Below are 3330 nucleotides of genomic sequence, written 5' to 3' on the forward strand. Positions count from 1 at the left end.
AAATCGCTGAATCGCTTCTTTAGGCGGGGCGCGCGGCTGTCCTACGGGAGGGTACTGCCCTCGGGCCGGGCAGGCCCCACGTCCCGTGGACGGGAAATGCTCGCGCATTTCCACTGGCAGCCTCTACCCCCGTTCTCTAGCCGCGCGCTGGCGGAAATCTTATTCAAACGCGAACTACGCGTTTGAATGATTTCCTTATCCAGCGGTCGCGCGCGGGTCGAGCTTTGTTCCGCCTCGAACTGTTCTTTTTGTGAACAAAAAGAACCAAAAAAACTTTAGACGGATGCTGACGCATCCTAAAGCTGCCGACAGCCCAAATCTTTGCCCCGTTCTTCGTTCGCGCGCCTGGGGAAATCTTGTCAAAACGTGCCAGCACATTTTGACGATTTCCCTCTTTAGGCGTGGCGCGCGTCTAGTCATTGCCCCGGCTGGAACTGTTCTCGTTGGCTTCGCGTTGCCTTCGGCTTCCTCGTGCTACCTCGGCAAAGCCCGTAAACGGTCTCTGCTCTCGGTACGCTACTCGGTTCCTCCTCGCCGCTCGGCAATTTGCAAACTGCGTTTGCATTGCACTCGCTGGCAGCGTCGGTTGTGAACAAAAGGAACCGAAAAAACTTCAGAGCGCATCCCTACGGGATGCTTTGGCCGGGTCTAACCGCATACGCAAGGCGCCGGCCCAACCCTCTTCACGCGACGAGGGACACGCTGTTCGAGGTAAGGACGAAACGCCTATCTTTGCAAAGATATGAGAAAAAAAGCTACGCTCACTTTCGCGGATGCGATCAAACGAAAAGGACCCAGGGCGGTCGGGGCCATGGTCAAACCGGTCGGGGCGACGTGTAACCTGGATTGTACGTACTGTTACTACCTGGACAAGGCGAGGCTGGCGCCGAAGGCACATGCGGCGGAGGTGATGAGCGACGAGCTGCTCGAAAGGTTCGTCAAACAGTATATCGAGGCGAATCAGGTGCCGGTGGTGTCGTTCTGTTGGCACGGTGGGGAACCGCTGCTGGCGGGAAGGGAGTTCTACCGAAAGGCGGTGGAGTTCCAAAAAATGTACAGGGGGGAGAAACGGATCGAAAATTCGATACAAACGAACGGGACGTTGCTCACGGACGAATGGGCGAGGTTCTTTGCGGAGGAGGAGTTTCTGGTGGGGGTCTCGATCGACGGGCCGAGGGAGGTACATGATGCGAACCGGAGGGATCGGGCGGGGGAATCGACGTTCGACCGGGTGATGGGGGGGATTGAGCGGCTGAAGGAGCAGGGGGCGGAGTTCAATACGCTCTCGGCGGTGGGGGCGGCCAGCGAGGGAAGGGGGAGGGAGATTTACCGTTTCCTGAAGGGGATCGGGAGCCGGTTCATGCAGTTCCTGCCGGTGGTGGAGCATGTGAAACGGATCGAGGGGTGGCCGAGGGAGGTGATTGTGGAACCGGGGGATCCGGAGGCGCACAGGGCGGAGTGGTCGGTGGGGGCGGAGGCCTACGGAAGGTTTCTGAACGATGTGTTCGACGAGTGGGTGACGGGGGATGTGGGGAGCTATTTCGTCCAGATGTTCGACGTGACGCTGGCGGGATGGTGCGGGGTCAGGCCGGGGCTGTGCGCGTTCTGCGAAACGTGCGGGGATGCGCTGGCGGTGGAGCATAATGGGGATGTCTATGCGTGCGACCACTTTGTCTATCCGGAGTACAGGCGAGGAAATATCGCGACGGGGGAGCTACGAACGATGGCGGGGTCGGGGGAGCAGTTCCGGTTCGGGCTGGAGAAACGGAATGCGCTGCCGACGGAGTGTCTGAGGTGCGGGTATCTGCACTTATGTCGGGGGGAGTGTCCGAAGCACAGGTTCGTGCCGTCGGAACGAAATCCGGAGGAGAGGGTCAATGCGCTGTGCGGGGGGCTCAGGGCGTTTTATCGGCACTCGGAGCCGTACATGCTGAAAATGCGGGAGCTGCTGGAGGCGGGGGAGCCGGCGGCGTTGGTGATTCCGTGGGCGAGGCAACGGATGGGCCTATTCTAACGGCTAACCGGGGAGGGGGGTATACGAAAAAACGTTCGGTTATTCGAACCCCTCGAATCGAACCGCCTTTCGCCCGGAAACGGTCGCAAGTTAAGCGACATATGTGTCAGTGTTATAATATTTTCTGTCGCAATTATACGTATATCCGCATTTATCGCTACATTTGTAACAATTGATTTCGAATAACCGAACGGTTTTCCGAACACACGGGGGAACACGGATTAGGGTTTAATTTTGGCGAGCGTATGATACGGGGTTATTTCAGATTCGAACCGGGGGATGCGGAGGCACAGGAGAAAATAGAGGCGCTGATCGAGGCGGGGGTTACGAGCGGAAATATTTTCTTCGAAACGACGGGGGCGGAGGAGCTGAACCGGCTGCTCAGGCTGCTCAGAAGGGGGGATACGCTGGTGGTCTCGAGGGCGGCGGATGTCTGTCGGTGCAAGGAGGAGATGGCGCTACTGATCGAAAGGCTGGAACGGAAGGGGGCGGCGATCAGGGCGCTGGACGAACCGTGGCTCGATTTCAACAGAGGGGTCGCGGGGGAGATGCGCTCGAAAAGGGGGATGGAGCTGGGAACGAGACCGGGGGGAACGAGGGGGACGAAAAGACCGGAGGAGGGGATGGAGGATGCCAGGGCGGCGGGGAGGCCGAAGGGGCCGCATCGGGAGATTATGCACAAGCTGGATTTCGCGATCCGGATGTACAACACGAATAATCAGATGTCGGTGAGCGAGATTTGCAAAACGGTGGAACTCAACGAGCGGACGTTTTATCGGCACTTGGAGCGGGAGGGGATTCAGGTGATACGCAGGCCGAAGGGACGGAAACCGAAAGCGGGGGAGAGACGTTGACGGAAAACAAAATCAAAACGGGCGCCGGGGACGGCGGCCCGTTTTTTCGTTTTATCCGGCTGTTTCATTTTATCCGGCTCGGTTTATCTGATTCGTTTTATCTGGCTCGTTTTATCTGGCTCGGGGCGCTGAGCGCCGCCCCGGGCTACCGCGACTTCGGTCGCGCGGGCTGGGAGGGCATAGCAAGGCACGTCGGCAACTACGGCTATAGCTGGTCGTCTGCGGTCAGTGGTATCAACGGGCGGTTCTTGTGGTTCTACTCGCAGGTCCTCGATCCCAGCAACTCGCACCACCGTGCCAACGGTCTTCAGTTGCGTTGCCTCTCGGAATAAACGGGGGTGCCGCTCGCGGGGGGCAAGGGGCCGGGTCTACCCCAAAGAATCGGGCAGCCTCTACCCTAACCAACTGATCGGATCTATCCTAAATAACCGGCGGCCTCTACCCTTTCTTGGTCTGACTTTA

At 58.7% G+C, this 3330-nt stretch carries 3 protein-coding genes; all 3 read left to right on the top strand.

Annotated elements, in window-relative coordinates; translation table 11 throughout:
- The first annotated feature begins 742 nt into the window (after nt 1-742).
- Nucleotides 743-2014 (top strand): anaerobic sulfatase maturase, encoded by a 1272-nt coding sequence (locus tag QZ302_RS09495; protein ID WP_294594794.1) that lies wholly within the window; start codon nt 743-745, stop codon nt 2012-2014.
- 245 nt (nt 2015-2259) lie between these two features.
- A complete protein-coding gene (locus tag QZ302_RS09500; RefSeq protein WP_294594796.1) occupies nt 2260-2868 on the top strand; it encodes a hypothetical protein in 609 nt (202 codons plus the stop codon).
- Nucleotides 2865-3200: a hypothetical protein gene (locus QZ302_RS09505; protein WP_294594798.1), complete on the top strand. Its 336-nt coding sequence runs from the start codon at nt 2865-2867 to the stop codon at nt 3198-3200. Before QZ302_RS09500 ends, QZ302_RS09505 begins: the two co-directional genes overlap by 4 nt.
- Nucleotides 3201-3330 lie beyond the last annotated feature (130 nt).

The sequence above is a fragment of the uncultured Rikenella sp. genome, assembly GCF_910579375.1.
Taxonomy (GTDB): Bacteria; Bacteroidota; Bacteroidia; order Bacteroidales; family Rikenellaceae; genus Rikenella.

What these genes read in the sequence shown, in the direction of transcription:
- QZ302_RS09500 (WP_294594796.1), top strand. Translation starts at nt 2,260, where the DNA reads ATGATACGGGGTTATTTCAGATTCGAACCGGGGGATGCGGAGGCACAG.
- QZ302_RS09495 (WP_294594794.1), top strand. Translation starts at nt 743, where the DNA reads ATGAGAAAAAAAGCTACGCTCACTTTCGCGGATGCGATCAAACGAAAA.